The sequence below is a fragment of the Bartonella sp. AP20NXHL genome (assembly GCF_042196165.1).
In the GTDB taxonomy this organism is placed as follows: domain Bacteria; phylum Pseudomonadota; class Alphaproteobacteria; order Rhizobiales; family Rhizobiaceae; genus Bartonella.
The window spans coordinates 26,993-52,721 of sequence record NZ_JBHIPV010000006.1 but is presented as its reverse complement, the minus strand read 5'-3'; the positions used below and the strand labels follow the sequence as shown (position 1 = coordinate 52,721).

The following is a 25,729-nucleotide window of genomic DNA, read 5'->3' as shown; positions in this document are numbered from 1 at the left end:
ATAATAGTTTTCATTGGCAAAAAAAAAGAATTGCTTTATTACCCCTCTTTGTATGATGCTATACGGTAATTCATTGCCAATATTATAACAAAAAATCATTGCAACAAAATATTATAAAAAATTGTATTATAAAAAATTAGGCCAATATTATCATGGTTTCCTTGCCACAAGATCGTATGAGACAGCTTGAAAAGCGCTTTGAAATAATTGAAAGCCAAATGACGACGAATCCAAATGCTGAAACATATGTCAAATTAGCTTCTGAATATGCAGAACTACAACCCGTTATTGCCTCTATACGCGCATTAAATGCTCTTTACGAAGAGATTACAGAATTAGAAACGATTATCAACGATAAACAAACAGATATAGAGATGCGTAATCTTGCCCAAGAAGAGCTACCATCGTTATATAAAAAAGTAGAGCAATTTGAAAAAGAACTCCAGATTCTGCTTTTGCCTAAAGATGTTGCTGATGAAAAAAACGCTATTGTTGAAATTCGTGCAGGAACGGGTGGATCAGAAGCAGCACTTTTTTCCGGTGATCTTTTCCGCATGTATGAACGTTATGCCCATGCTCACCATTGGAAAGTAGAAGTTATTTCACTTAGTGAGGGGGAAGTTGGCGGATATAAAGAGATTATTGCTACCATTTCAGGAAAAGGTGTCTTTTCTAAATTGAAATATGAATCAGGGGTTCATCGTGTGCAACGCATCCCTGAAACAGAAACAGGTGGACGTATCCATACATCTGCTGCTACCGTTGCTGTGCTTCCAGAAGCTGAAGATATTGATATTGATATTCGTCCTGAAGATATTCGTATCGACACAATGCGTGCATCCGGAGCAGGAGGACAGCATGTTAATACAACGGATTCAGCTGTTCGTATCACGCATATTCCAACAGGAATTATGGTCGTACAAGCAGAAAAATCACAACATCAAAACCGAGCAAGAGCCCTTCAAATTTTACGGGCACGCTTATTCGATATCGAACGACAAAAAGCGGAAAGTGAACGTTCAGCTTCTCGTAAAAGCCAAGTTGGTTCTGGTGATCGCTCAGAACGTATTCGTACCTATAATTTTCCACAAGGACGTGTCACGGATCACCGTATTAATCTAACCTTGTATAAGCTTGATCGCATTCTAGAGGGAGATCTTGATGAGCTTCTTCATGCACTCATCTCAGATCATCAAACAACACTGCTGATGGAAATGGATAATAATTGAGCAAATATTCTTTCAAGAATGTCATCCAACAAATGCAAGAAAAATTGCGCACGAAAGGAATTGCTGAAGCCGATCTCGATGCGAAAATACTCGTTGAATGGATAACAGGAATAAATGCTGCTGAAAGAATTTCTAAACCAGATATGCATCTATCTTCTGAGCATATTATACAAATAGAACAAGCTTTACAACGGCGTATTGCAGGCGAACCCGTTTACCGTATTATAGGAGCACGAGAATTTTATGGTATATCTTTTACATTGTCTCAAGAGACGTTAGAACCTCGCCCTGATACAGAAACGCTGATAGATCTTGTTCTCCCTTTTCTCCAAAAACAGGTCGAAAATTCGAGAAAAACAACATTCCTTGATATGGGAACAGGAAGTGGCGCCATTGCTATTGCACTCCTTAAACAAATTCCCCAATCCTATGCGGTGGCAGTCGATATTTCTGAAGATGCCCTTAGAACAGCAAAAAAAAATGCAAAAAATGCTGAAGTAGCACACCGCTTCACACCTCTTCTTAGCGACTGGTTTGATTCTGTCGCAGATCGCTTTGATTTTATTGTTTCCAATCCACCTTATATTCCCGCAAAAGATATCAAAAAACTTGCAAAAGAAGTGCGCTTACATGACCCATTGCGCGCTCTGATAGGAGGAGAAGATGGACTTGATTTTTATCGAAAACTCGCCCATGAAGCAGCCAACTACTTAAAAGAAAACGGCTATATCGCTGTTGAAATTGGTTTCTCTCAAGAAAATGAAGTCTGCAATTTGTTCGAAAAAAATGGTTTTCAATGTTTAGAAGTGCGCAAAGATCTAAGTGGAATACCCCGCGCACTTCTATTTGCATGCAAACATTAAAATTCCCAATCATCATCCGTGGTAGCAACCGCCTTGCCGATGACATAAGAAGAACCTGCCCCTGAAAAAAAGTCGTGATTTTCGTCAGAGTTTGGTGATAAAGCTGCCAAAATAGCGGGATTAACACGACAAACCTCAGGGGGGAAAAGAGCTTCAAAACCTAAATTCATTAAAGCCTTGTTTGCATTATAATGAAGAAAAATTTTAACATCTTCTGTCAATCCAAGCGCATCATAAAGATCTTCAGTATATTTGCACTCAATGTTATAAAGATCAAAGAGCAGGTTAAAAGCAAAATCTTTAATTTCTTGTCTTTTGGCTTCATCAAGCTTTGCAAAGCCCAATTGGAATTTATAACCTATATAATAACCATGGACTGCTTCATCACGAATGATTAGTCGAATGAGGTCTGCTGTATTGGTCAACTTAGCGCGACTGGCCCAATACATGGGCAAATAAAAACCAGAATAAAATAAAAAGCTTTCCAGCAAAGTCGAAGCAATTTTTTTCTTAAGTGGATCATTTGCTTCATAACGCTCAAGTACTAATCTAGCCTTTTTCTGCAAATGAATATTTTCTTCTGACCATCTAAACGCGTCATCAACTTCTACCGTCGAACAAAGGGTTGAAAAAATAGAGGAATAAGAACGTGCATGAACCGCTTCCATGAAGGCAATATTCGTCAAAACTGCCTCCTCATGCTCTGTTATCGCATCAGCCAGAAGCGAAATGGCCCCTACAGTGTTTTGAATTGTATCTAAAAGCGTTAGTCCTGTAAAAACACGAATTGTCAATTTACGTTCTTCATCCGTTAAGCTTGACCATGAGGGAATGTCATTGGAAAGTGGAACCTTCTCAGGTAACCAAAAATTCCCAGTTAAGCGATTCCATACTTCAAGATCCTTCTCATCATGTAATCTATTCCAATTAACAGCGCACACAACAGGATTTTTGGTTGTAATCTTTGTCATATGATGATCTCCTATAAACTGCAAGAAACACAGCCATCAACTTCCGTTCCACTTAATGCTACTTGCCGTAACCGTACATAGTAAATACTCTTGATACCCTTTTTCCAAGCATAAATTTGTGCGCGGTTAATATCACGTGTGGTCGCTGTATCAGGAAAAAATAATGTTAATGAAAGACCTTGATCAACATGCTGTGTTGCAGCAGCATAGGTATCTATAATTTTTTCAGGGCCAATCTCATAAGCATCTTGGTAAAAATTCAAATTCGTATTATCCATATAAGGAGCGGGATAATAAACGCGTCCAATTTTTCCCTCTTTACGAATTTCAATTTTTGAAGCAATTGGATGAATAGAAGAAGTGGCATGATTAATATAGGAAATAGATCCCGTAGGTGGAACTGCCTGCAAATTGCGGTTATAAAGCCCATACTCAATAACTAATTTTTTGAGTTCCTGCCAATCCTTTTGATCTGGGATAACAATATTATTCCGTGCAAAAAGCTCTTGCACAAGCGCAAATTGCGGTTTCCATTCTTTTTCAATATATTTTTCGAAAAAACTTCCATCTGCATAAGCTGATTTTTCAAACCCTGCAAACATTTCTTGACGTTCGTGCGCAATTAAATTGGAAGCCCGTATGGCATGATATGTCACAATATAAAAATAGATATTGGTAAAATCAATCGCTTCTGGAGACCCATAATAGATCTGCTCACGCGCTAGAAACCCATGCAAATTCATTTGTCCCAAACCAATCGCATGACTTTCAGCATTGCCTTTCGCAATGGAAGGCACACAGGCAATATTGCTCATATCCGAAACAGCAGTAAGAGCACGAACAGCAGATTCCACGGTCTGTCCAAAATCAGGACTTTCCATTGCTTTGGCAATATTCATGGATCCAAGATTACAGGATATATCACTTCCAATCGTGCGATAAGTTAAATCTGTCTCCAGTTCACTCGCCTCACTCACCTGCAAAATTTCTGAACATAAATTGCTCATACTTATGCGCCCAGCTATCGGATTCGATCGATTAGCAGTATCCTCAAATAAAATATAGGGATAACCGGACTCAAATTGAATTTCCGCTAATGTCTGGAAAAAAACGCGTGCACTTATTTTCTTTTTACGAATCTTTGCATTATCAACAAAAGAACGATAATGCTCCGTTAAAGAAATATCGCTAAAAGGCTTACCTGTCACACGCTCGATATCATACGATGAGAAGAGATACATATCCTCATTATTCCGTGCAAGCTCAAAAGTAATATCAGGAATAACGACACCAAGCGAAAGCGTTTTAATTCTAACTTTTTCATCAGCATTTTCACGCTTTGTATCCAAAAATTTCATAATATCTAAATGATGAGCATGCAAATAAACAGCTCCAGCCCCCTGTCGTGCCCCAAGCTGATTGGCATAAGAAAAAGAATCTTCCAAGAGTTTCATCACCGGTAAAACACCTGAGGACTGATTTTCTATTTGCTTAATTGGTGCCCCTGCTTCCCGCAAATTCGTTAAACAAAGCGCCACACCTCCACCACGTTTTGAAAGCTGCAAAGCCGAATTAACCGCACGACCTATCGATTCCATATTATCTTCAACACGTAGCAAAAAACACGAAACCAATTCACCTCGTTGTTTTTTCCCAGCATTTAAAAATGTCGGTGTTGCCGGTTGAAAACGTCCTGTAATAATTTCATCCACAAAATTTTCAGCAAGAGCTTTATTCCCTTGTGCCAAATATAAAGCTACAAGACAGACGCGATCTTCATAACGTTCAAGATAACGTTTCCCATCAAAAGTCTTCAGTGTATAGCTGGTATAATACTTAAATGCGCCTAAAAAGGTAGGAAAACGAAACTTAAATGCATAAGCACGTTTAAAAAGTTTTTTAATAAAAGAAAAATCATAAAGCTCAAATAAAGCTTTTTCATAATAACCTTCTTCTATTAAGTAATCTATTTTTTCCTTCAGATTATGAAAAAAAACTGTATTTTGATTAACATGCTGAAGAAAATATTGCCGTGCGGCAAGCCGATCCATATCAAATTGAATATGACCATTTTCATCATAAAGATTAAGCATTGCATTCAGCGCATGATAATCAGTAATCTGATCCGATTTCTGCGATTGTCCTATACCAATTGTTTCCAAAATATTTCCAATCCCTTTTTTACATAAATAACGTCTTCATCAGTTCCACGCAGCTCAAAACGATAAAGGCAAGGTACACAACACTTTTCAGCAATAATTTTACTTGCTAAATTATAATAGCGACCAAAATTACGATTCCCACCGCCAATAACACCACAAATTAATTTTCGGTTCTCAGCTTCATTAAGAAACTGGACAACGGCTTTCGGCACTGCCCCTCTTCCTTCACCATCTGCATATGTAGGAACAACCAGTACATAAGGTTCACCAACCAATGCAGAAGGCTTTCTTTTATCAATTTTGAAGAGTCGTTGACCAAGCTGCGAGACAAAATGCTGTGTATTACCCGTTGCACTCGAATAATAAACAATAAGCCCCATTAAGCACAAAGACCACTAATCATATCTGGTCTAAAACCAGACCAATGATTTTCACCACAAACAACGACAGGAACCTGACGATACCCCAGAGATTGAACAAAACTGTATGCTTGTTCATCACAGGAAATATCAACAACACGATAATGAATGCCTTTTGCATCAAAAGCGCGGCGTGTAGCATCACATTGGACACAAGATGGTTTACTATAAATAGTGATCGACATTTTCTTCAACTTTCACAATTCCAAACAATCAACCCTCAAAGGTCAATCTAATAATTTTATAGGTACTCAAGAATAACAAAAAATAGAAATTGTACGCAAAGCATGTGGTTATTTTTCAAATAGTACACAGCTTCCTGAATATAACAGAATTCCTCATCAAATAACTTCAAAGACTATGATGAGAATAAGAGATTATTCTACAACTTAAATGGCAAAGTCCCCTAGTTATAAAACAATCTTTTGCTTGCATTACAATTCCCTCCTGCTGTCTAAAAAACTAACGTTCTAAACTACCGTTTTCCAAGAGCTCTGTTTTACTCTTTTACGGCAAAAATCAATTACAAAAATGAAAGGGAATCCTTCCAAAAGAGATCCTTCAGCAAAAATACTGCTATACCCTTGGTCAATAAACTCTTTACAATAATGGAAATAACTTAGATACCAAACGAAACACACTAACACCCTCTCTTGTGCTTATTTAGAATCACCAATCATTTTGATACTATATATAGTATATACTCTCTCTCTTTCGTCAAGGTGAATTCAATTATTATTTTTAATTTTCCACGATCTTCCCACTAAAATTTTCAGTACTCAAAACTATGTAATAATATAACATTTTGTTGACAAACGTTATATTATTACATAGTTTCCAAAATAATAAGCAACGATGGTAAAAAATATGGATCTGCTCTTCAATAAGACAACATTAGGCTATAGGAATAGAATAGCAATAAAGAACTTTTCAGCAAAGTTAAAAGCTGGTTCATTGGTCGCAATAACAGGTGATAATGGCGCTGGAAAATCGACACTGCTAAAAGCCATCGCCGGATTGATTAAACCTCTTAAGGGAAAAATTATAAAACAAAAAAAAAGTCGCATTGCTTATCTTGCTCAGCAATGTGATATAGATCAAACATTTCCAATTGATGTGAAAACGCTTGTAAAAACAGGACTGTGGTCTTTTTGTGGATTATGGAAAAATCAACGCCCTTATGATTCTAAGATTCAAAATGCGCTTAAAATGGTTGGGCTTACAGAACTCGCACCCCGTTCACTTGAAACATTATCAGGCGGGCAATTACAACGCGCTCTTTTTGCACGTATCATTGTGCAAGATGCCAATATTATTTTGCTTGATGAACCTTTCAATGGTGTAGATCATAGTACCCAAAAAGACCTTCTTGCACTGATCACATACTGGCAACAGCAAGGACGCACAATTCTCACCGCACTCCATAACCCTCTCATCGTGCAAGAATTTTTCCCCCAAATGATTCAAATTGATCAACAAAACGCCTTTTATGGAGAAACAACACAGTTTTTAAACAACACCATTCATCACGTTATGCCACCTCTCTCATCCAATTCTTTCCCTGTTAGCGCACAAAAACAAAATCTTCCCATCAATGATCCTCTCTTTCTTAGGTTATAAGACGTGTATGCATTTTTTCTTGCCCCCTTTGTTGATTTCCAATTTATGCAAAACGCCCTTATCGGTTCTATTTTCCTGTCTATTAGCGCTTGTCCTGTTGGTGTGTTTTTGATGCTCCGTGGAATGAGCTTGACAGGAGATGCTATCTCTCATGCCATTCTTCCTGGTGTTGCAACTGCTTTTCTGATTTGTGGTTTTTCCCTCATATCTATGACACTTGGTGGCATCTTCGCTGGTCTTATTGTTGCTTTAGCAACCATTTTGATTTCACGAAACAGCTTTCAGAAAGAAGATGCATCCATGACCGTCTTTTATCTTATTGCACTCGCGGCAGGTGTCATTATTATCTCACTGAAAGACTCAACAATTGAGCTGCTTCATCTCTTATTCGGATCGGTTCTTGCACTTGATGCACAAGCCCTTTGGTTAATCGCTACTATAATGCTGATTACACTATGCAGCCTTTGTATTTTTTGGCGTGCACTCGTTTTAGAAAGCTTTGACCCCCTCTTTTTTAAATCACTCTCTCCATTGAGTAAATATATTCATATTTCATTGCTTGGACTTGTGGTGTTGAATCTGGTTGGAGGCTTTCAATCACTAGGAACATTACTCTCCGTTGGCATTATGATGATTCCAGCCATTACAGCCCGTTTTTGGTTTTCACGGCTAGGCCCTATTTGCGCGCTTTCCACTCTTTTTGGAATCATTTCTAGCGTATGTGGTCTTCTGCTTTCTTTTCATCTTTCACTTCCCTCCGGCCCTGCTATCATCATTGCCGCAGGATTTATTTATCTTGTTTCCTGTTTGATAAGTCCACGTGGCTTTATTGTAACATGGTTTCCCCACCTCTTTTATACCTCCTCACTTTAAGGAAAAAAATGTGCCTAAGTTTGCTCAAAAATTTGCTCTTCTTGGAGCTTTATTGCTTGCCCTTTCTCCATTTTCTGCTTCTGCACACAATAAAATCAAAGTTGTTGCGAGCTTTTCTATTCTCGCAGATCTCGTCAAAAATGTAGGAGACAACCATATCTCTATGACCACTTTTGTAGGTCCCAATGCGAATACCCACACTTATGAACCTACCCCCCATGATGCTCAAGCTCTTAGAAATGCTCAAATTATTTTCATCAACGGGCTTCATTTAGAAGGATTTATTGATCGCCTCATTACAGCAAGTGGTACAAAAGCACTTCTTGTCGAAGTTAGCGCTAACATTCCCTCCCTCAAAATGAAAAATCAAGAACATAATGCCCATCACCACCACAGCGTTATTGATCCACACGCTTGGCAAACCATTCCCAATGTCAAAATCTATGTGAAGAATATCGCTGCTGCTTTTTGTAAAATCGATCCACAATCCTGCACCAGCTACAAAAAAAATGCCGAAACCTACATTCAAAAACTTAAAATAGCACAAGATACCCTGAAAACAAAAATTGCTACTATTCCTAAAGATAAACGTATCATTATCACATCTCATGACGCCTTTGGCTATTTTGCCAAGGAATATGGTTTTACTATCCTTGCCCCTCAAAGTGCTTCAACAGAAGCTGAAGCATCCGCAGCCGATGTTGCTAAACTTATCAAACAAATTAAAGCGAATAAAGCAGCTGCACTATTCGTTGAAAATATCTCTAATCCCCGTCTCATAAAACAGATTGCAAAAGAAACAGGCTTAACAATTGGTGGAACACTTTATTCTGATGCATTGTCAAACAAAAATGGTCCAGCAGCAACTTATCTCGATATGATGGAACATAATGTGAATACCATCATTGATGCCATCACAAAACATTAAGATCTTCTACAAAAGAGATAAAAAAGAGTTCATATAATCATAAGTCTATGATTATATTACTAATGATGCCCAACATCTATAATTGATAACATTGATATGAAATAAAGTGACTTTTACAGAGAAATTTATATTCAATAGATTCTAAGATAGATAAAGTAAGTGGATTTATTACCTCATGGTGCCCAAATCATTAGCAGTAGCACTCTACTTTTCAATGATTCTTTTACAATAACTCTCGACACTTGAAACGATTCATAAGAAGCATTTGGTGTCTCTTTCTTAAAATATTTTTATCTATCCAACCCCATTTATAACATGCAAGTGGGATTAGCGTATGAATAAAAACCACTTGAAGAAAAAATGCCTCTTCTAAAGAGTCTCAACACAATAATTGTTGCAATGTTGGAGACTGAAAGAGAGTATGATGATGTCCCCAGCTTGCACTTTTATAAGCATAAAGATGGCGATACACTGTGGATTTTATGTTATACCACTCATAAAAGACTGCGTGAAAAAATAGTTGGAACAACCTTGCAAGATATTTTTTAAAACAAGTGCGTGAATTGGCAACCCAATAGCCTTCTGTTTAGGTATTCTGTTTTGTATGAGAGGTGCAATTCTATTCAAAGAACATAATAAAAAAATGTGTTCAGCAATGCGTAATCTCCATTATGTAAGAGACATTGGCTCAGATTTTTTTTGAAAATCGCAATACTAAATTAAAAGATGAGGCTAAGGATAGAAACTATTTTTTATCTTGATGCTTTCATATTCTCCCTAAATTAAGCTGTCTCCTCATTTTAGAAATTACATAAGAAGGCAAGCTTATTCCACTCTGACATACAAAAACTGAATACAGCACCGAACCGTCTTCATATTTGTCTCAAACATACTGCTGTATAAAGTTTAGGTTGATTTATAAGCAACAAAAAAGCACGCGCTTTATAAGAAAGTAATATCATAAAACCATTAATAGACTGGCAATATATTGAAAAAATATACCAGATTTTATAAAATGCTTTGCAAAACAATAATATAACTGTCTTTGTCTCTGCTGATTCTTATAGGTGTTCGCACCAATCCCTTATGTTATATTCATAAAGATCTGTTTTAGGATGATCTATAGGCAATTTTTAACTCAAGACTATAGAAAGATCGATGAGATGTTACAGATGTGTTTCATCTGCTTTTATCGTTAACAGTCATGAAAATTCTAAAACAAGCACGCCTTCTATATCTCAGTGATTTTTTTGCAACTTATCAGATACCCTCGCTGAGAATTGCATAGTGATTTACATGAGAAAAAATAAACTTGTAGCATGCGCGCATAGGTTTCTCTCTAATTTATGTGATTGGTAGAAAAAACAAATGCTTCTTATAGGAGCTCTGAAACCATTTTAGATCATATGGTCAGCGGTAAAATAGAATGCGCCTATTCTCGTACAGACTATTTAGAACAGCGTCGTATTTTGTGGATCAAATAGACTTCTTATGTTAGGGATCAAAGCTAAGATATGGGGTGCATCCTCCCTTATCTGTGACGCATTTTTCTCTCTATTTCTCTCATTTACTTTTTATAAGATACATAAATTATTACATCAAGAAACATATGATAATATGTTGTTTTTTATAATGAAAATGATGTTTGAAAATAATATTCTTCTTACAGACCGTGAAACCGCAAAATTTTTTCATATAAATGTTTTGACATTCTCAGCGCCATGGGACAATGGATCATTACCAAAACTATTAAAATTTTGTTTTTAATCCCGCCGGTTACAACCTGATTTTGTAAATGTAATCGAGAAAGTCAAAAAGCAACATTATCATGACGCAGCATAAAAGAGAGTCGTGTCACATCAATTAATGCTTACTTATTATTTGTGCGCTTTCCTGTGTTTTTATTAAAAGTATGAAAATTCTGATGAGCAACTGTGAAACTTAGTTTTTGACCATAGTCGTGTGTCAAGCGTTCTTTTATTTCAATCGTAAAGATGATACCATTCCAACGCGTTAAAACATGGCAACCTGTTCCAATAGGCTTGATAAGCTCAATTTTTGTGTGAAAGACTGGTCCTTTATCTGGATGTTCGCCCAATAAGATTATTTCAGGTCTGAATGCTAAAAGATCAGTTTCTTCGCCATAAGTAAATGAATGCCCTAAATGTTGTTCTAAGACATGGCGATCAAGAAAATTCATAGGAGGAGAACCAATAAAATCAGCAACAAATGTTGTTGCTGGAGTATCGTAAATTTCCATTGGTGTTCCAATTTGCTCGATAGCTCCTTTATTCAAAACGACTATTCTATCAGCTAATGTCATAGCTTCTAGTTGATCATGGGTAACATAGAGGCTCGTTGTTCCTAATGAACGTTGTAGTGTTTTTATCTCAATACACATTTGTGCCCGTAATTTTGCATCAAGATTTGAAAGAGGTTCATCAAAGAGAAAAACACGGGGTTGACGTACAATCACACGCCCCATTGCAACACGCTGGCGTTGTCCTCCTGATAATTGTCGTGGTTTACGATCAAGAAATGGTTCTATCTCCAAAAGCTTTGCAGCATGTGCGATACGTTTTTTAATTTCTTCTTTAGGGGTTTTACGATTTTTAAGACCATATTCTAAATTTCCACGAACTGTCATATGGGGATAAAGGGCATAATTTTGAAAAACCATAGCGATATCACGATCAGCTGGTTCACGATCATTGATACATTCGTTATCAATGCATAATTCACCTGAGGTAACTTGTTCAAGTCCTGCTATAATACGTAATAAGGTCGATTTTCCGCACCCTGAAGGACCGACAAGAACAAGAAGTTCTTTATCGGCAACAGTTAAGTTTAAATCATCAATGACCAGAATGCCGTTGTCATACTGTTTTTTTATATTTGATAACTGGATTATGGCCACAATTACTTCTCCGTTTCAATAAGGCCTTTGATAAAAAGCCGCTGCATGAAGATAACAACAAGAACAGGGGGAACCATGGCAACAACCGATACTGCCATGAGTATATTCCATTGAGGATCATGTTGAAGTGATTCGACAATAAGCTGTTTTAAAATAATAAGGATCGTTTGATGATTTTGATCCGTTGTGATGATAAGAGGCCAGAGATATTGTATCCATCCATAAATGAACATAATGATAAATAAAGCAGCGATATTGCTTTTACTAAGAGGAAGAAGGATATCCTTAAAAAATTTAACTGGACCTGCACCATCAACACGTGCCGCCTCTAAGAGTTCATCTGGAACAGTCAAAAAAAACTGGCGAAATAAAAATGTAGCGGTTGCAGATGCAATAAGTGGAATAATCATTCCACTATAGGTGTTAACCATCCCCAATTTTGCAACAATCTCATAGGTTGGAAGAATACGAACTTCGACAGGGAGCATCAATGTAACAAAAATAAGAACAAAAGCAGTTTTTCGGAAGGGAAAGCGCATGTAAATAATTGCATAAGCAGACAAAAGTGAAATAATAATTTTTCCAATACTAATCCCAAGAGCCATAATGAATGAATTCATTAAGAGTGGCCAGAGGTTGGGCAAACCTAGCCGTGCAAGGCCATCACCAAAGATTGTTTTATAATTTTCCAGAGCGTATTTCCCAGGCAAAAGAGGGAGTGTTCCTGAGTTAAATGCTGCTGAACTATGAGTTGATGCAATGATAGCAACATAAACTGGAAAGCAAATAATGATAATACCAACAATGAGAGTAATATGGGTTAGAAATTTCAAAACAGGGCGATTTTCAACCATAATTTGTTTCCTAATATTGTACACGGCGCTCAATCCAGCGAAACTGGATAAACGTTAAGACAATAACCATCAACATCAATATTGTTGATTGTGCTGCTGATGCACCGATTATTTGATTTCTAAAGCCATCGTCATATACTTTATAGACGAGGATGCTCGTTGCACGCGCAGGACCTCCAGAAGTTGTATTATCAATAATACCAAAAGTATCAAACATAACATAATTGACATTGACAATAAGAAGGAAAAACGTCGTTGGTGAAATTTGCGGGAAGACCACTGTCCAAAATCGTTTAAAAGGACCAGCACCATCAATGGCGGCTGCTTCTATTTGAGAACGCGGAACAGACTGAAGACCTGTAAGAAAAAAGAGAAAATTGTAAGAAATTTGTTTCCAACTAGCCGCAATGACAATAAGAATCATTGCTTGAGTGCCATTAATACGATAATTCCATAGCACTCCTATTTTCTCGAGAAGAAAAGGCATAATTCCGATAGTGGGATGAAAGATAAACAGCCATAATATACCTGCCAATACTGGAGCAACAGCATAGGGCCAAAGCAAAAGCATTGTATAAGCCTTTTTTGCACGGATGACACGATCAACACAGACAGCTAAGAGAAGTGATATTGTCATTGAAGCGACAGTAACTGAGATGGAAAATACTGCGGTTGTAAGAAGCGATTGCCGATAAGTAGGATCAGAAAGAACGGTTAGATAATTCTCAAAACCAATAAAGGTTGTTGTAAAGCCAAAAGGGTCTTCACGCTCAAAAGATGATTTTATTGCTTGAGCAGCAGGCCAAAAGAAAAACAAAAAAGTCACAAAAAGCTGAGGAAAAAGCAGTCCATAAGAAAGTAGATTATTTTTAAAATATGCATGTTTTTCTTGCATTCGTAGGGCTCTTTAAATGTAGAGACTTTAAAAAGGTAAACAAAAAGGACTCAACTGTTTTTGTTGAGTCTTTAATGTTTAACAATAAAACGAAATTAATGATTAGATCTTTCAAATTCACGCAAGAGTTTATTTCCACGTTCAACGGTCTCATCTAAACCATCTTTCGGCGTTTTTGAACCACTAAGAACAGCTTCCAACTCTTGATCAAGAATGGCACGGATTTGTGGTAAATTACCAAATCTTATCCCTTTTGAGTTAACTGTTGGTGGATTAAGATTAATCTGTTTGATAGCTATATCCGCACCTGGCGTTTTTTCATAGAAATGCTGTTTTTTACTCAATTCATAAGTCGTTTTTGTGGTTGGAAGATAACCTGTCTCCTGATGCCATTTTGCTTGATTTTCTGTTTTCGAAAGAAATTTAAGAAAAGCGGCTGCCCCTGCATATTCCTTTGGGGTATGGCCCTTAAACGCCCAAATAGAAGCTCCCCCAATAACTGAATTTTGTGGTGCTCCTTCTGTATCCTTATAGTACGGTAGCATACCAACCCCCACATTAAACTGAGCTTCAGAAACAATTCCAGCATGTGATCCTGAAGATTGCATAAAAATTGCACAATTTTGTGCCATAAACATTGGTGTTGAATCTAATGCACCTGCTGGACCACCATAGCGGAAAATACCTTGATCAGACCACTTTTTCAGGTCAGTCCACATACGCACTTGTAAAGGTCCATTAAATGTAAGTTCTGAATCAAGTCCTTTAAAGCCATTTTCCTTTGTTCCAAACGGAACATTATGCAACGCTGAAAAATTTTCTATACCAATCCATTGAGCGGCATAAGCCATTGTAAAACCACAAGTTGCTGCTTTAGTCTCAAGAATTTTTTTGGAAAAGTTTTCTATATCTTGCCACGTTTTAGGAGGCTGTTCTGGATCAAGCCCTGCTTTTTTAAAGATATCTTTGTTATAATAAAGGATGGGTGTTGAAATATTGAATGGCATAGAAACCATACGCCCCTGTTCATCGGAGTAATAACCACTAATAGCAGGGAAATAATCTGTAGGATCAAATTCTTGTTTTGTATCAGCCATAAGTTGATAAAATGGGTAGATTGCGCCTTTTGCAGCCATCATAGTTCCAGTACCAACGTCATAAATTTGGGCAAGTACTGGCTGTTTCTTTCCACGAAATGCTGCAATAAGTGAAATCAACCCCTCTTCATATTCACCGCGATATGAAGAAACAACTTTATACTCAGATTGACTTGCATTAAAATCGTTAATGAGACTTTCAGTTTGCTTTCCTAATTCACCACTCATAGAATGCCAAAAGCTGATTTTTGTCTGCGCAAAACTTGCTGTTATTCCCGCTGTGGACATTATGATAGCAACCGTGGCCGCTATGGAAAGATAAAAACGACTCATGGTTCACCCTTTCTGAAGTGATGGAATACAAACTACCCCTAAATTTATAGTATTACACATGAACATGCTATGACAGTTTTATTTCAGAAACATATTCTCTCATTTAAACAGGAACCACCAAAAGGTCAAATGAATTTGTTTAAATTTATTCATTTTCTTTTATAAGCATTCTTATGTATTAACGAAGAGACAAATAAAACTTTTCTTAAAATTAAAAATCATTTTGAGCGCTTAATAGTCTCTTGCCCTGTAACAAGATCACGCCCCTCACGCAAAACAAAATGACAATGTATGACCAATTTCCATGCTGTTAAAAAATCTTTCAATACATCTACATTTCGTGATAGCTCCTATAATATAAGCCATAAAGCCTCTCCACTAAAGTATATAAGACTTTTTGTATACCATCACTTTTACACTTCATAAAAGTGCAAAACGACATCATCATGTGAGACCCTAATGCTTCAACAAATCTTGCATTTAAAATACGTTCAATGAATATTTTTATTCTTTTCTCAATCATTTTTTATCCACACACCAACCCTGCTTGTAATGTGCAAACGAATGATTTGAATTGATTCATTGTAAAAAGATTTGAAATAAGAAAATCTTATGTATTAAGGTCTATTATTCACATGAATAAACCATTAATTATCATTATAAATCAATGTATTATTGTTATATATTAGATAATTTTTATTCTTTTATTACGCTAGCTTTATGAAAATATATAGTTCCTTTTGTGTTGATGTGTTTTTTACCTTTGTGCACGCAATTGCAATGCGAGATCAGGTTGATCTGTCGTAATGTAATGTACAGGCATATCAAGCCAATGTGATAACCGAGCTTTTCCATTAATTGTCCATACCCCTACAGTAAAACCAGCCTCAAGAGCTGATTCAATAAAGTTCTGTGAAACAATGGAGCCATCTAAACTTAGATCAGAATAACCTAATTGCTCCCATTCAGAAAAATGACGGTACATATCACCTTCAAAATTATCAACACATGGACCAGATGGTATTCCTGCTTCAATAAAAGGACGAAGGATAAAAGGATCAAAACTAATTGCAGAAACCCGTTCTAATAAATTTCGGCTTTTTATTAGTGCAAGCGCTTTTTGGGATAATATTGTTTCACGCTCCACTTCACCACATGTTTTGATTTCAAGATGCAACGCAACATTCGTTGGTGCTAAAAGATCAAGCACTTCTTCTAATAAGGGAGGTGCTTCTTGGCTTCCTTTCACGCAGAGTTGTTTGCGTGTTTCATTATCAATGTCGTGAATATACCCCTTTTTCTCAACCAATTGGTCTAAACGGAAATCGTGAAAGACAACCACTTCACCGCTTTTCAGCAAATGAACGTCGCATTCAACTTCATCAACACCTAACGCTATAGCATTATTAAATGCTGAAAGGGTATTTTCAGGATAAAGATGAGCTCCTCCACGGTGTGCAACAATTTTTTTCTCAGACATGCAAAATCCCACACTTCTCAATTTTAAACGATATTGACGTACAGATTGTCAGATAAAGGCTTATTCTTCATTTCAATTATTCCCATTCAATAGTACCAGGAGGCTTTGAGGTTACATCATATACAACACGATTAATCCCTCTAACTTCGTTAATAATACGTGCTGCTGTCTTACTTAAAAATGCCATATCATAGGGATAAAAATCAGCGGTCATTCCATCTACAGATGTGACAGCGCGAAGAGCACAAACAAATTCATAAGTGCGATCATCCCCCATAACACCAACAGTTTGAACTGGAAGAAGAACAGCAAAAGCTTGCCAAATTTCATCATAAAGACCGGCCTTACGGATTTCCTCAAGATAAATAGCATCTGCTTCGCGTAAAATTTCTAATTTTTCACGTGTTACAGCACCTGGACACCGAATTGCAAGGCCGGGACCTGGAAAAGGATGGCGACCAATAAACTGCTCCGGTAGCCCTAACTCTCGTCCTAGCGAGCGAACCTCATCCTTAAAGAGCTCACGTAACGGTTCTACAAGTTTCATCTTCATCTGTTCTGGTAGCCCACCCACATTATGATGGCTTTTAATGGTTACCGTCTCACCAATAGCAGACACACTCTCAATAACATCTGGATAAAGTGTTCCTTGTGCTAAAAACTCTGCACCTCCTATTTTTTTCGTTTCTTCTTCAAAAACTTCAATAAAAAGGCGACCAATTGTTTTGCGTTTTTTTTCTGGATCTGTCTCACCTTTTAAAGCATTAAGAAACACATCAGCAGCATTAACGTGAATAAGCTCTATATTATAATGATCACGAAAGAGCGTGAGAACTTCTTCAGCTTCATTCTTGCGCATCAGCCCATGGTCTACCAAAATACATGTCAGTTGATCTCCTATGGCTTCATGAAGGAGTACCGCTACAACAGATGAATCCACTCCCCCTGAAAGACCACAAATCACACGACTTTTCCCAACTTTTTGTCGTATTGTAGCAATTGCCTGCTCACGATAAGAAGCCATTGACCAATTGCCTGTAATAGCAGAGATCTTATGAACAAAATTTTGCAAAAGTTTTGTACCATTCGGTGTATGGATAACTTCAGGATGAAACTGTACCGCATAAAAATGTCTTTTTTCATCCGCAATAGCCGCATAGGGAGCTCCTTTTGAGGTTCCTATGACACGAAAACCTTCTGGTAAAGCTGCCACACGGTCACCATGGCTCATCCATACTTGATAACGAGAACCTTTTTTCCACACTCCATCAAAAAGGGCACTCTCTTCTTGCACTTCCAAAAAAGCACGCCCAAATTCACGCTCATGCCCAACTTCAACCTTTCCTCCAAGCTGAACACACATGACTTGTTCACCATAGCAAATACCCAGAATCGGAATACCCGCCTCAAAAATTTCCATTGGAGCACGCGGAGAGCCCTCATCAATAACGGAATAAGGACTCCCTGATAAAATAATAGCTTTAGGATTTATGCGGCGCACAACTTCTAAAGCCAATTGAAAAGGAGCAATTTCACAATATACCCCCATTGCTCGTACCCGTCGTGCAATAAGTTGTGTAACTTGTGAACCAAAGTCAATAATAAGAACAGTGTCTGGATGTGATATGCTCATAGAAAACCAATCAACAATTGTAAAAGAAAACTCATGAGAGTTATGATTTAATCTTTCTCTTTTCACAAGCCTGTTTTCTTAAGAAAAAGATTATTCTCGTAAAGTTTATGATAAAAAGTGCAAAAATATGGATCAATGTTTTTTTTGCAACACAGATAAAAAGAACCCATCTGTTTGTGTTGTGGCTGGCGACAAAGTAAGTCCATAATTTGAAAAAACTGGTTGCACAGGAGAAAAACTAAAATGTTTCTGCCAAAGCGCTGGCATATCTATTGGAGAAAAATGAGAATGTTGTTGAAGGAAATGGGAAATTTGTTCCTCATTTTCATCTGTAAAAAGAGAACAGGTAATATAGATTAGGCGCCCATTTGGCTTAAGATAAGCTATCGCTTCATTCAAAATAGCCCTCTGTTCTGTTTGGCGTTGTTTCACCTGTTCTAATGTTAAACGCCATTTCGCATCTGGACGACGACGCCATATTCCTGTCCCACTACATGGTGCATCTAGTAGAACTCTATCCATCTGGCCTATTAATGGCTTCAATTCTTCTTTTTGTGCTCGTGTTTGTACATTACGAACACCAGCGCGTCGAAGACGATCAAAAATAGGAGCTAAGCGCGCTTTATCGGAATCATAAGCATAAATTTGTCCACGATTGTTCATATCGGAAGCTAAAGCTAATGTTTTGCCCCCAGCACCTGCACAATAATCTAATACCTGCATGCTCTCTTGCGCGTCCACAAGGTGAGCAACAATTTGAGATCCTAAATCCTGTATTTCAAAGTGTCCTTTTTGAAAAGCTTGTTCCACTTGAACATTGGGATGACGATTAAACTTTTCAATCGGTGCAATTCTTAAAGCTTGCCCAAACCATGGAAAAGATTTAAGTTTGGTTTTTGCTAATTCTTTCAGCACCTTTTCTGGTGTTGCCTTTAGGTTATTTACCCGTAGATCTAAAGAAGGACGCGTTGCTAACGCAGCCGCTTCAGTGATCCAATTATCACCAAATAAAGGACGCAGATGCGCTTGACACCATTGTGGAATATCACCACGAATATAGTCTGGAGCATCCACTAATTGCTGACCTTGCCACGATTTACGCTGCTTAGCCCCTAATAACTGTGGTGCAAACCGATCTTCTGCCAACTCACCGTCAATTTGCTCCAGCGTCATTTTTCCATAATCTAATAAGGCACCAAAAACGATATCTCGGATATCATCACTCTCCATACGCCATTGTAAAGAATAACGTCGTCTTAAAACATCATAAACGATTGTACCAATAGCTGCGCGATCACCTGCTCCAGCAAAGCGATGAGAAAGCCCCCAATCCTTTAAAGCTGCTCCTACTGGGCGATGCTTCATTTCTATCTCTTTGAGAACATCTATTGCTGCTTGCAAACGCCCACCTAATCGCATTCATTTCTCCCATTAAAATAATAAAATTTTAAATCATCTAAAAAAATAATATTATCGTCTTCTTGCCAATGGAACCTTCTCAAAGCCATAAAAAATTTACATTCAATATTAAAATGATCTGATCATACTTTTTTATAAAATCCAATTTAGAGTATCTAGATTTTTCCTTTCATCTTCTGCCCATTCGCTTTTTATCCTTCTACCTCTTATGCTAAAAGATACGTAGCCATCCATAAAGAACTTATTTCCGCCATGCATTACGAAAAAATCAAATATCTCCCATCTTTGTACGGCTATCCTGCTGAAAAAATAGAAAAAGTCTTCTCATAAAATTAAACAATTTCATCTTACGTTCAACAAAAAATTAACTTTTTAGAAAATGCTTGGAACCACTATTTGGCATGACCGTTTTTACTCTAATGGCAACTGCCAGACAATTTAAAAGGAGAAAATAATGACTTATAATAATGGAAAAACAACTTCGTCTAAAAGCCGTCATAATACAATGCCCTCAAACAACGGAAAGAAATCCATCCAAAGTGATCAGACAAACACTCGCCAACGTGCGTCAAAGACTGGACGGAAGACAACAAAAAGTTAATTCTAATTTTATATAACTTATTTCATATAGTCTTAACAGAAAGAATTAGAGTTTTGACCTCTAATTCTTTCCTTTTTGGGATTATTACACCAAATTACAAACAGAAAAAAGCGCAGTCTCTCTTTCTTATTCTCGGAAGATTTTATATTTATGCAATATGACATTAGGATCTTATATCTTTAAACTGGCCCACGATAATTTGGACTCTCTCGTGTGATAGAAACATCATGCGTATGACTTTCATGGAGTCCCGCATTCGTAATACGTACAAACGTTGCTTTTTCACGAAACTCTACAAGATCTTTTGCTCCAACATACCCCATCGAAGCACGAAGTCCACCAGCAAGCTGATGTAGAACTGATGCTATAGGACCTTTATAAGCCACCTGCCCCTCTACACCCTCAGGAACCAACTTAAGTTCATCACGAACATCATCTTGAAAATAGCGATCTGCCGATCCTCGTGCCATAGCACCAACAGATCCCATGCCGCGATAAGCTTTAAAGGATCGTCCTTGATATAGATAAACTTCACCAGGGCTTTCTTCTGTACCCGCTAAAAGAGAGCCAATCATAGCAGCACAAGCCCCACCTGCTAAGGCTTTAGCAAAATCACCCGAAGCTTTTATCCCCCCATCAGCAATAACGGGAATACCGGCCTTATCAGCAATTTCTGCCGCACTCATAATGGCTGCAAGCTGAGGAACACCAACACCTGCAACAATTCGCGTTGTGCAAATAGAACCAGGACCAATACCAACTTTTATAGCATCCGCACCACTGTCAATCAAAGCCTGTGTTGCTTGCGGAGTTGCGACATTACCAGCAATAATGGCTGGAGAAAACGTCATTTTTTTAATACGCTCAACTGTGTCTAATACACGCTGAGAATGTCCATGTGCAGTATCAATCACTAGAATATCAACACCTGCATCAATTAATCGTTCAGCCCGCTCAAACCCATCGTCCCCTACACTACTTGCAGCTGCAACACGCAAGCGACCTTGCGAATCTTTGGCAGCGTTTGGATTTAATTTTGCTTTTTCAATATCCTTAACTGTTATCAGTCCGACACAACGATTCTGTTCATCCACAACTAATAATTTTTCAATACGATGATGGTGTAAAAGATACTTTGCTTCATTGAGTTGAACATTTTCACGCACTGTGATTAAATTTTCATGCGTCATTAATTCATAAATTTTTTGTTTGGGATCCGATGCAAAACGCACATCCCTATTTGTCAAAATGCCAACAAGCCGTCCAGCAGTTTCACCTTTAGCACCATTTTCAACAACCGGAATACCGGAAATACCATGAGAGCGCATCAAAGATTTTGCTTCTTCAAGTGTTGCATCTGGTCCAATGGTGACTGGATTAACAACCATACCAGATTCAAACTTTTTTACTTGGCGGACCTCTTCTGCCTGCTCTGCAGGAGACATATTACGATGAATAACCCCAAGACCACCAGCTTGAGCCATCGCAATAGCCAAACGCGATTCTGTTACCGTATCCATTGCCGCAGAAAGCAATGGCAAATTGAGCTTAATATCCGCTGCAATGCGCGTACTGAGATCCACTTGACTAGGCATAACAAGAGAATGACCGGGTTGTAAAAGTACATCATCAAAAGTCAGTGCCAATGCACCTGTCCCCGTTTCAACAATCTTTGCCATAGCAAAATTCCTTTTATAATAAAACACCGCAAGGAGCTTTAAAATACAACTGCGGTTCTCATACATGGTAGATTGGCAAAAAATTATGCCATGCTACAAACAAAATGAAAAGAAAAATAAAATATTTTTTTAAGTGTGGTTTATAAAAATTTACAATTGTGATTCAATAGGTAACCAACTTATTATTTTTGCAAATGCGCGACGCCAAAAATTGCTTTCTGGATCATAGTCAATGCTATATTTTTTTTCATTTTCAATAAAATCCCAATAAATACGATTATTATCACCAAGACGCAGATGATAGCTCATTTCCCCTGTGGTTTCTTCAGAAAACAACAAATCTAATCTTGCTGTAATGGGAGCACATTCAAAAAGAATGCCCATTTCTGTATTTAATGATGCTGATCTTGGATCAAAATTTAAAGATCCAATAAAAGCTGTTTTACGATCAATTAAAAAAGCTTTGGCATGTAAACTTGCCTTACTCGATCGAAACAATCGTAACCCATGAGTATTGCCTTCCGCTTTTAATTCATAAAGATTAACACCACTTTTCAACAATGCCTTACGATACGGTACATAACCACCATGCACTAATGCTACATCAGTAGCTGCTAAAGAATTTGTCAGAATTTTGACATCAACACCCTTTGAAACCAAATTACTAAAATTCTGCGTGCCAACCTTACCAGGAACAAAATAAGGTGACGTAATCTGAACCGTTTTTTGGGCATTTCCAATAACCTTTGAAAGTGCCTTCATAAGCCAATTGCTTGCTTTTTTACGCAATGCTTTTTCTGGAGGGTCAGAAAGAACAACAACTTTGTCTGCTAAAAATAACCGCTTTCCTGTTTGGATAAAACAATTAAAGTTAATGTGCTCTTTGACATAATCTAAATAAACTTTTGCAACCTTGGAATCACGAAACTTTCGTAATTTATCTTTCCAATAGCTAAGATCACTTGCGCTTTTAGGAACAACCAAAGTATGAATTGGCAAAACAACAGCACTATTCCAAAAATCATCAAAGATACTTTCTACCTTTTTAACAGAGGGACCGATTAACATCAAATCTAAATCTCGAAAATGGGATTCTTTACCAGCATCAAAATAAGAATCTGCAAGATTACGTCCTCCTACAAAAGCGACCCTGCCATCAACAATAAAAGCTTTATTATGCATTCTACGTGTTACGGTAATTGCCCGTAATATAATTTCTAAACCACGGCGTAAACCACCTTTACGAGATCGCCCTGGATTAAACATTCTCACCTCAATATGAGGATGTTTATCTAGCGCAATATAAGCTGGATCACGTGCCTGAGCATTAATATCATCCAAAAGAAGCCGTACCCGAACACCCCGATCTGCTGCCTCAACTATTTCACTTAATAATAGGCGCCCCGTTAAATCATCGTCCCAAATATAATACATCAGATCAAGGCTACGCCCAGCCTCTGCAGCTCCTATTGCACGAACACAAAACGCATCCAAATTGCTGATAATGAGGGAAAGGGCATCTTTATCAATCCCCAATCCATTTTCTTCCTCAGCTAATTGACTGACGATACGATCAAGCTTAGTTTCATCTTTCTGAATAGGTAACGCATAAGAACACTGCCCCCTAGCATTTTTCACAAAACGCCCATAGGTGTAGATTGCCAACATAGATGCAATAAAAAAAAAGAGGACAAAACCAATAACAATCTGTAAAAGAGTCAAAGAGGATAAACTTTCTATTTTAAACTATCACATCATCAGTAATGCAAACGATAACACTAATCACTTTATCTTAATCGTATAGCAGATAAAATGCCACTTCTTGCTTAAGAGAGTATAAATTTAATATTGATGATACAAAAATTTTAGCGGTAGTATTTAAAAGTTTTTAAAAATGCTTCTCTGTTTTAATAAATGTAAACTTAACTAAAATTGTATAAATTGAAACAAACGATTAAAATAATCACATAAAATTTATATTTGATTTAAATCTACAAAATCATCCTCTATAGATAAATTTTACAATAAATAATTGTTTTCTTAAGCTTCCCCCACGAACTTTATCAAAATCCACTCTATTTTTTTGAAACTCATGCTTGTCATGAAGAGAAATTTGTTATGAATTTTACTTTCGTTCTTGATTTCTTATTGCTCTCAATTCTTCCATTTTTCTATAAAGTGTAGAGCGACCAATATGAAGGCGGCGCGCAATCTCACTCATATGTCCTTTATAATGTTTAATCGCTTTCTCTATAATATCATGTTCCATCTCTGCAAAAGTACGCACATGCCCATCAGTATTCAAAAATTTTATCGATTCTTGTTCATTATCTTCTTGTATATTACCCTCAATGATATTGGGAACATTCATTAATGAATTTCCCATTAATTGCGGAAAATCTCGAACAGTTAATAACGGTCCTTCACTGAGTAAAATCGCACGAAATAAAAAGGTTTCAAGCTCATTTCTATTGCCAGGCCAATCATACTGCATAAGCAAGGAAAGAGCAGAGCCTGCTAAACCATGGACATGTGATCGCCCTGTTTCTGTGATAATGCGATCAATCAAACGTTGTGTAATCTCTGGAAAATCATCCCTTAATTCTCGTAAAGCAGGGACGCTAATAGACAAGTGAGAAAATTGTTCAAACAAACTATGCAAAAAAAAGTTCTCATTAACCAAGTCCTTTAAACGCGATGTTGAAATAGCAATGATCCGAAAAGGGAAAAATCCTCCTTTTGTATCCCTTTCCCTCTCTTTAAGGTAATGAGCAAACCGTTTTTGCTGTATGGGCTCAAGTCGATCAATATCACAAAGGCAAAGTGTCCCTTTTTCAAGAGAAGAAACCAATGGTAGGAATTCTTTAAACCACTGCTGATTTTCTTCTTCTGGATCAACGATGGCTGAACATTGAAAGCGAACAAAAACACCCTCCGAAAATAATCCCTCATGATGAATAATCCGAGCTAATGTCTCACGTCCTGTTCCAGCTTCCCCCTCTATCAAAAGATTCTGTAAAGAAGTTGCTGCTTGTCTCGATTGTTCTAACACTATCTGCATAGCTCTACTTTTTACGCAAAGATCAGAAAACCGTAAATGATTCTCTTTTTTTCGCCGAATATCTCGAACCTCATGCTCCAAGGCAGAAATAAGAGCAAGAATATCCAAAGTAACTCTTACGCGTAATAATGTTACTGGATGGATCCAATAATCAATAGCTCCAGCTGTTAAAGCTTTCTGGAGTAAATGCTGATTCTCTTGTTGTGCTATAACGACAATAGGAACAGAAACACCAGCAACTCTAATCATTTTAATCAAATCGCTCACACTCAAATCACTCATAACGACATCAAGGAGTGCAAGCACAATGTTTTTACGCCTGTGTAAAAGATCAATCGTACGGAGACCATTTTCTGCTTCAATGACACGATAACCAAAACCTCTCAGCATAGCAGAAAGTTCTATACGTCTTCCATAATCTTCACTCGCAACAAGAATGGGACCAACCATAATGTCAATAATCTCCTTTGAGACTACTCAGCAGCTTAATATCAAAATTGTTGTAAACCATAAGAAATATTTCACCTCTTGTGTTTCACTTACAAACTTCATCAAGCTATCAATTAAATACAACATTAAGGCATTTTTTTCCATTTTTTTGCTTTTTCATTGATTTTCATTAAATTTTTCATATTGACTCATGGGGTAATTTAATAATGTTATAGAAACTCGAGAGAAAATAATCTAAATAGAGT

General features: G+C 37.3%; 20 protein-coding genes and 1 pseudogene. 7 read left to right on the top strand and 14 right to left on the bottom strand.

Annotated features, from left to right (window positions below; genetic code table 11):
- Positions 1 to 152: 152 nt before the first annotated feature.
- Positions 153 to 1,229, top strand: a complete 1,077-nt coding sequence (gene prfA / locus ACFILL_RS04895; RefSeq protein WP_375631085.1) for a peptide chain release factor 1 — start codon at positions 153 to 155, stop codon at positions 1,227 to 1,229.
- A complete protein-coding gene (prmC, locus tag ACFILL_RS04890) occupies positions 1,226 to 2,092 on the top strand; it encodes a peptide chain release factor N(5)-glutamine methyltransferase (protein ID WP_273790605.1) in 867 nt (288 codons plus the stop codon). Before prfA ends, prmC begins: the two co-directional genes overlap by 4 nt.
- Here the strand turns inward: prmC and nrdF are convergent.
- From nrdF to nrdH, 4 genes are read right to left on the bottom strand one after another with little or no spacing between them, the layout of a single operon-like run.
- Positions 2,089 to 3,063: a class 1b ribonucleoside-diphosphate reductase subunit beta gene (gene nrdF / locus ACFILL_RS04885; protein ID WP_273722534.1), complete on the bottom strand. Its 975-nt coding sequence runs from the start codon at positions 3,061 to 3,063 to the stop codon at positions 2,089 to 2,091. The genes prmC and nrdF overlap by 4 nt on opposite strands.
- Positions 3,064 to 3,074: 11 nt before the next feature.
- Positions 3,075 to 5,225, bottom strand: coding sequence for a class 1b ribonucleoside-diphosphate reductase subunit alpha (gene nrdE, locus ACFILL_RS04880; protein WP_273790606.1), 2,151 nt, complete (start codon positions 5,223 to 5,225; stop codon positions 3,075 to 3,077).
- Positions 5,207 to 5,605, bottom strand: a complete 399-nt coding sequence (gene nrdI / locus ACFILL_RS04875) for a class Ib ribonucleoside-diphosphate reductase assembly flavoprotein NrdI (protein ID WP_273790607.1) — start codon at positions 5,603 to 5,605, stop codon at positions 5,207 to 5,209. Before nrdI ends, nrdE begins: the two co-directional genes overlap by 19 nt.
- Positions 5,605 to 5,829, bottom strand: coding sequence for a glutaredoxin-like protein NrdH (gene nrdH, locus ACFILL_RS04870; protein WP_005774163.1), 225 nt, complete (start codon positions 5,827 to 5,829; stop codon positions 5,605 to 5,607). Before nrdH ends, nrdI begins: the two co-directional genes overlap by 1 nt.
- A gap of 682 nt (positions 5,830 to 6,511) precedes the next feature.
- Here nrdH and ACFILL_RS04865 point away from each other — a divergent pair.
- From ACFILL_RS04865 to ACFILL_RS04850, 4 genes and pseudogenes are all read left to right on the top strand, one after another.
- Complete coding sequence (locus tag ACFILL_RS04865; RefSeq protein WP_273790609.1) at positions 6,512 to 7,264, top strand: ABC transporter ATP-binding protein; 753 nt, start codon at positions 6,512 to 6,514, stop codon at positions 7,262 to 7,264.
- 3 nt (positions 7,265 to 7,267) lie between these two features.
- Positions 7,268 to 8,137, top strand: coding sequence for a metal ABC transporter permease (locus ACFILL_RS04860; protein WP_375631086.1), 870 nt, complete (start codon positions 7,268 to 7,270; stop codon positions 8,135 to 8,137).
- Between the two features lie 10 nt (positions 8,138 to 8,147).
- Positions 8,148 to 9,065, top strand: a complete 918-nt coding sequence (locus ACFILL_RS04855; protein ID WP_375631087.1) for a metal ABC transporter solute-binding protein, Zn/Mn family — start codon at positions 8,148 to 8,150, stop codon at positions 9,063 to 9,065.
- 1,641 nt (positions 9,066 to 10,706) lie between these two features.
- A pseudogene (locus tag ACFILL_RS04850) lies at positions 10,707 to 10,907 on the top strand (DNA-binding protein).
- 28 nt (positions 10,908 to 10,935) lie between these two features.
- Here the strand turns inward: ACFILL_RS04850 and ACFILL_RS04845 are convergent.
- The 7 genes from ACFILL_RS04845 to ACFILL_RS04815 all read right to left on the bottom strand — a co-directional run bounded on the left by ACFILL_RS04845 (position 10,936) and on the right by ACFILL_RS04815 (position 19,693).
- The gene (locus ACFILL_RS04845; protein WP_375637594.1) at positions 10,936 to 11,982 is read right to left on the bottom strand and encodes a sn-glycerol-3-phosphate import ATP-binding protein UgpC; all 1,047 of its coding nucleotides are present in this window, start codon (positions 11,980 to 11,982) and stop codon (positions 10,936 to 10,938) included.
- A 2-nt stretch (positions 11,983 to 11,984) separates the two neighbouring features.
- Positions 11,985 to 12,836 (bottom strand): sn-glycerol-3-phosphate ABC transporter permease UgpE, encoded by an 852-nt coding sequence (gene ugpE / locus ACFILL_RS04840; protein WP_375637593.1) that lies wholly within the window; start codon positions 12,834 to 12,836, stop codon positions 11,985 to 11,987.
- Between the two features lie 10 nt (positions 12,837 to 12,846).
- Positions 12,847 to 13,731 carry a sn-glycerol-3-phosphate ABC transporter permease UgpA gene (gene ugpA / locus ACFILL_RS04835; protein ID WP_375643385.1) on the bottom strand — a complete coding sequence of 295 codons (885 nt, stop codon included), beginning with the start codon at positions 13,729 to 13,731 and terminating at the stop codon, positions 12,847 to 12,849.
- 95 nt (positions 13,732 to 13,826) lie between these two features.
- Positions 13,827 to 15,161: a sn-glycerol-3-phosphate ABC transporter substrate-binding protein UgpB gene (ugpB, locus tag ACFILL_RS04830; RefSeq protein WP_375631091.1), complete on the bottom strand. Its 1,335-nt coding sequence runs from the start codon at positions 15,159 to 15,161 to the stop codon at positions 13,827 to 13,829.
- A 757-nt stretch (positions 15,162 to 15,918) separates the two neighbouring features.
- Positions 15,919 to 16,641 (bottom strand): glycerophosphodiester phosphodiesterase, encoded by a 723-nt coding sequence (locus ACFILL_RS04825; RefSeq protein ID WP_375643384.1) that lies wholly within the window; start codon positions 16,639 to 16,641, stop codon positions 15,919 to 15,921.
- A 76-nt stretch (positions 16,642 to 16,717) separates the two neighbouring features.
- A complete protein-coding gene (gene guaA, locus ACFILL_RS04820) occupies positions 16,718 to 18,274 on the bottom strand; it encodes a glutamine-hydrolyzing GMP synthase (RefSeq protein ID WP_375643383.1) in 1,557 nt (518 codons plus the stop codon).
- Between the two features lie 132 nt (positions 18,275 to 18,406).
- A complete protein-coding gene (locus ACFILL_RS04815; protein ID WP_273790617.1) occupies positions 18,407 to 19,693 on the bottom strand; it encodes an RsmB/NOP family class I SAM-dependent RNA methyltransferase in 1,287 nt (428 codons plus the stop codon).
- Positions 19,694 to 20,147: 454 nt separating this feature from the next.
- Between ACFILL_RS04815 and ACFILL_RS04810 the strand changes: the two genes are divergently transcribed.
- The gene (locus tag ACFILL_RS04810; protein WP_375631092.1) at positions 20,148 to 20,294 is read left to right on the top strand and encodes a hypothetical protein; all 147 of its coding nucleotides are present in this window, start codon (positions 20,148 to 20,150) and stop codon (positions 20,292 to 20,294) included.
- A 179-nt stretch (positions 20,295 to 20,473) separates the two neighbouring features.
- Here the strand turns inward: ACFILL_RS04810 and guaB are convergent, their stop codons facing one another.
- The 3 genes from guaB to ACFILL_RS04795 all read right to left on the bottom strand — a co-directional run bounded on the left by guaB (position 20,474) and on the right by ACFILL_RS04795 (position 25,484).
- On the bottom strand, positions 20,474 to 21,973 hold the full coding sequence (guaB, locus tag ACFILL_RS04805; protein ID WP_375643381.1) for an IMP dehydrogenase: 1,500 nt from the start codon (positions 21,971 to 21,973) through the stop codon (positions 20,474 to 20,476).
- 150 nt (positions 21,974 to 22,123) lie between these two features.
- Positions 22,124 to 23,695 (bottom strand): phospholipase D family protein, encoded by a 1,572-nt coding sequence (locus tag ACFILL_RS04800; protein WP_375631093.1) that lies wholly within the window; start codon positions 23,693 to 23,695, stop codon positions 22,124 to 22,126.
- A gap of 403 nt (positions 23,696 to 24,098) precedes the next feature.
- Positions 24,099 to 25,484 carry a sigma-54-dependent transcriptional regulator gene (locus tag ACFILL_RS04795; RefSeq protein WP_375631094.1) on the bottom strand — a complete coding sequence of 462 codons (1,386 nt, stop codon included), beginning with the start codon at positions 25,482 to 25,484 and terminating at the stop codon, positions 24,099 to 24,101.
- Positions 25,485 to 25,729 lie beyond the last annotated feature (245 nt).